The following is a 2,683-nucleotide window of genomic DNA, read 5'->3' on the forward strand; positions in this document are numbered from 1 at the left end:
TGTACTCATATGGGTTATGTGAGGCAGAAATCATCACTCCGCCAGAGAAATCCCCTTTTCTTATAAAGAAAGAAATTGCAGGAGTCGGAACTATATCAACATCTATTACATCAACTCCCGTTGCGGTCAAACCGCTTACGAAAGCGGACTTGATCATATCTGAGGAAGCTCTTGTGTCTTTTCCAACAACTACTGTGTGTTCTCTGTCAGGATACTTGGCATTGAGGTAAACACCGTAAGCAATACCTATCTTTTGAACCATTTCAGGAGTTAGAGGATACCTGTTGGCAACTCCTCTAATACCATCCGTTCCAAAAAGTCTTCTCTTTGGGGCTTTCATTTTCCCTCTCTCCTCTTTATCGAAAGTTTTACCCTTTTTGGATCAACCTTATACTCACTCTCAATGTTCAGGTAAATTTCAGCGTTTTCTCTTATGCTGGAAAGATCTATCTTTTCTGTTTTCACAAAGTTTACCTTATTTTTCTTTTTCTCTGGAACATAGACAATAACGTAGTTGGGAGAAAGTACTAACTTCAAATTCTTTCTAACGCCGCTTGCATTAAGTTTTACAGGAACAACCTTCTTTATAAGTTTTTCAACCTTTACTTTTAAGTAGTTTGGAGTAACATTTTTAACTTTCACAGATGAGACAGGAAGTATTAAATTTTCTACTTTTATTTCAAGCATTCCTTTGTCATTTCTTAAAGGTAAAACCTTTGGAAGCAAAACTTTAACAACTCCCTTTTCTCGCAAAATAAGAAGATCCTTCCTATATCCTTCACAAGATAAATAGACTTGGGTAGGGTAATAGTCAATTACCTCATAGTTTCCTGTCGAAACAGGAACAATTTTTACCTTAACCTCCGCTTCCGTTATTTCCTTGTTAGTAGCAAGAAGCCAGAGAAGAATGGCAAAAATGAAAGCCAAGACCTTATAGTGAATCTTATAAAAGAACAAATCAAACAGTTTCTTCATTTCTCCTCTTAAAGTAGTCTAAAAGTTTCTTCCTTTCCTCTTTCTTTCTAACAAGAAGACCTTTCAGAACCTTCTTTAACTTTTGGGGATCAAGGTTCTTTATAAGTTTTCCTGTATAGGAAACGGAAACGGAACCTGTTTCTTCTGATATTACCACCACAATTGCGTCTGTTTCCTCAGTAATTCCGATTGCAGCTCTATGTCTTGTTCCAACGGTTTGAGGAAGGTTGGGATTCAAAGAAAGAGGTAAAAATGCTCCTGCTTTGTGAACCTTATTCCTCCTTACTATAACTGCCCCGTCGTGGAGCGGTGTTCCAGGCCAAAAAATGGTTACAAGAAGTTCTTTTGAAATTTTTCCGTCTATCATTGTTCCAGCTTCTATGTAGTTATCAAGGTTTACTTCTCTTTCTATTACTATTAATCCCCCTATTCTATCCTCAGAAAGTTTTTTAGAGGCTCTTACAATTTCTTCAATAACTTTTTCTGCTTCCTCTTCTGAAGCAAAAATTCCAAATTGTTTTTCTCCTAACTTTGCCAGTATTTTTCTAATCTCTGGCTGAAAAACAACTATTAATGCAATAATACCTACACTCATGAATCCTCCAATTATACTTGATAGTAGATCCATTTTTAGAAATGCAGTAATATTCCATACCAAATAAATCAGAATAATCCCTAAAAAAATATTTATTGCAACAGTTCCTCTAAGAAGTTTGTATGCATAATACAATAAAAATGCAACAAAAATAATATCAATAAAATTGATAATTGAAAAGTCGAGGATTTCCTTAAAAAATTCCATAATACGCTGTTAAATATACGTATAATTATAAAATAATCGAATAATTGGATTTTTAGAATTTTTAATTTTTACTGCTGCTTCTTTTATTTGAAAATCATCTGGCCTTGGTCTTCGTATAGAATGAATTTTTTCTTTAAAAAATTCTTCTGGATAATCAAAACTTTCTCCTTGAACATCTTGACTTAAAGACAGACACGCTGGTCCACAATCTGCAGGATCTAGCATTATTTGAATTGCTTGAGGCAAAGTTTGTAAAATCTGTTCAGGTCTTGTTATTTTATCAAAATATCTTGTTACAGGTTTAAAAGAATCATTTTGAGTAATGCCTGGGTTATTAAAATGTTCAACTTGTTGTAAAGCAGGATCTGGCATTCTATTTGCATATGTGTCTCCAGGTAAAAATAGTATTGGAAGTCTATTACTCATAGCAACAGCAGCTGCCGTTATCATATTAGTTGAACCTGGACCAACGGAACTTGTTGCTACAAAAATTTGTTTTCTTCTTTTCGCCCTGGCAAAGGCTATTCCTGTTAAAGCCATATTTTGTTCGTGATGGCCTCTCCAGGTTGGAAGTTCGTCTTTATTTTCCTCCAAAGCTTGACCAAGACAAGCAACATTTCCATGACCAAAAATACCAAATACCCCAGCAAATAAAGGAGCTTTTTTACCATTAATTAGAATTTTTTGAGCAATAAGATGTTTTACTAGTGCATGAGCGCAAGTAAGCTTTATTTTTTTCATATTTAAAGTTATATTTTAAAAAAAAATATCTCATTTAGTAAACCATAAAATAAAATTATGTATAGTAAATTTGGACAGTTCATTGATGGAAAATGGCAGCAAGCTGAAAAAAAAGAAACATACGACGTAATCAACCCACCCACAGAGGAAGTAATTGAACAAGCT

The 2,683-nt window shown here is 34.2% G+C and carries 4 protein-coding genes; all 4 read right to left on the minus strand.

What is annotated here, in order from left to right:
- The coding region (locus ABGX27_07435; protein ID MEO2069326.1) for a phosphoglucosamine mutase at nt 1-340 on the minus strand (340 nt) is incomplete at its 3' end.
- Nucleotides 337-975, minus strand: a complete 639-nt coding sequence (locus ABGX27_07440) for a hypothetical protein (protein ID MEO2069327.1) — start codon at nt 973-975, stop codon at nt 337-339. The genes ABGX27_07435 and ABGX27_07440, both read right to left, overlap by 4 nt.
- Complete coding sequence (gene cdaA / locus ABGX27_07445; protein MEO2069328.1) at nt 959-1,777, minus strand: diadenylate cyclase CdaA; 819 nt, start codon at nt 1,775-1,777, stop codon at nt 959-961. The genes ABGX27_07440 and cdaA overlap by 17 nt, the downstream gene beginning before the upstream one ends.
- A gap of 9 nt (nt 1,778-1,786) precedes the next feature.
- Nucleotides 1,787-2,518, minus strand: a complete 732-nt coding sequence (locus ABGX27_07450; GenBank protein ID MEO2069329.1) for a thiamine pyrophosphate-binding protein — start codon at nt 2,516-2,518, stop codon at nt 1,787-1,789.
- Nucleotides 2,519-2,683: the final 165 nt, after the last annotated feature.

The sequence above is a fragment of the Desulfurobacteriaceae bacterium genome (assembly GCA_039832905.1).
Lineage (GTDB): Bacteria > Aquificota > Aquificia > Desulfurobacteriales > Desulfurobacteriaceae > Desulfurobacterium.